Consider the following 1429-nt stretch of genomic DNA (forward strand, 5'->3'; position numbering starts at 1 on the left):
GAATCGAGAATGGCGTCCATATTACCGCCGCAGGCCGCGTGGTTACAGGTGTGTGGAGATGCGAAGCTGAGTTTTAAGTCACGGAATCAGGTATACTATTAACTCAGAATCGGCACACGTCATAAATGAACTGAGAAACATCGGAATTGATGCGCATGTTGTAGGGGTGAACACAAGCCGAAATGTTGTTTTCAAAGATAACTCTGTTGCTATAACTCACATTCATAGGGCTAAAGGAAATGAGGCTCCTATGGTTTATGTGATGAATGCAAATTATTGTTATACAGGGCTGGATATAAGAAAGAAAAGAAACACTCTATTTACTTCGATAACGAGAGCGAAGGCTTGGGTAAGGATAACAGGCATAGGTGAAAATATGGATTCTCTTATTGAAGAAATCGAAAGTGTTTTTAGTAATAATTTTAGGCTGAGCTTTAAATATCCATCTGTTGAGCGTCTTTCAGATATGGATAAACTTTATCAAGACCATACACCTGAATCTCGTAAAAAAATATTTGATGGTATAGAGAAAATTAAAGAAATCAGCCGGCTAATCCAGAAAGGTGAGCTTTCTGTTGATGACCTTCCTGAAGATTTGAAAGACTTGTTTAGGTGAGGTTTTAGTGAAAATCTCCGCAGGAAACCTTGTGAAAGGAATTAACGATTTTATCTTCGAGTGGCAAAAGACAGGTTTGGTTTCTGACTCGCGAATACATAATGCGTATAGGCGATCCAGCGGGGTTACAGAAATAACTTGGGGGGATGACGGATATGTACTAACAGATGATAGATTTGCATCATTAAATGAGTACATTAATTTGGTAGAGGCTCGGCAGTACTCTATCCTTCTTTCTGAAGGCGATATTCTTCAGTTCTCTTTTTCTTTAAAAAGGGATCAAGTCGTAAAGCATAGGTTGTGTTGGTATCCTTGCCCAATAAGGCTTTCAAGAGATGATATTGAAAATAGCAGTCTTATCGATGCTATTTTAGAAAAGATGAACAACGGTGATTTTGATGACTTTTTCTGCAAAACGCCATTGAGATTTGATTTTGATCCGGATAACTCATCAGAAGAGCATCCAGAGGTACACCTTCACATGATAAGTGAAGATTGTAGGCTGCCGGTAAAGACACCTCTTTGCTTAAGAAAGTTTATAGAATTTATAAGCGATAACTTCTATTCAGAAGTTGCGGAAATACTCAAACTAAATGAAAAAGCAATAACTTGGGATGGTGGTGATAAATTAACCGAAAAACAAAAGGCGAAAATGCATATCAATTCATTCCCAAGCCTCATTGAAAAAGAATAAGGTGATTTTTGATTACTAGGGCGCCGGGAATTCAGATAATAAGTGCGACACTCATGGTTGAACGGCGAGAGGTAGCCAACTGCTGACAGTGGTACGCTTCATCTCGCCAAAGGTAGAAG

At 38.8% G+C, this 1429-nt stretch carries 2 protein-coding genes; both read left to right on the plus strand.

Annotated elements, in window-relative coordinates; all coding sequences use genetic code 11:
* Positions 1-166: 166 nt before the first annotated feature.
* Entirely contained in the window at positions 167-616 is a 450-nt protein-coding gene (locus ABIE61_RS18785; protein ID WP_354412412.1) for an ATP-binding domain-containing protein, read from the plus strand.
* A gap of 7 nt (positions 617-623) precedes the next feature.
* The gene (locus tag ABIE61_RS18790) at positions 624-1310 is read left to right on the plus strand and encodes a DUF2290 domain-containing protein (protein WP_354412414.1); all 687 of its coding nucleotides are present in this window, start codon (positions 624-626) and stop codon (positions 1308-1310) included.
* Positions 1311-1429 lie beyond the last annotated feature (119 nt).

The organism is Marinobacterium sp. MBR-111 (genome assembly GCF_040547585.1).
Taxonomy (GTDB): Bacteria; Pseudomonadota; Gammaproteobacteria; order Pseudomonadales; family Balneatricaceae; genus Marinobacterium; species Marinobacterium iners.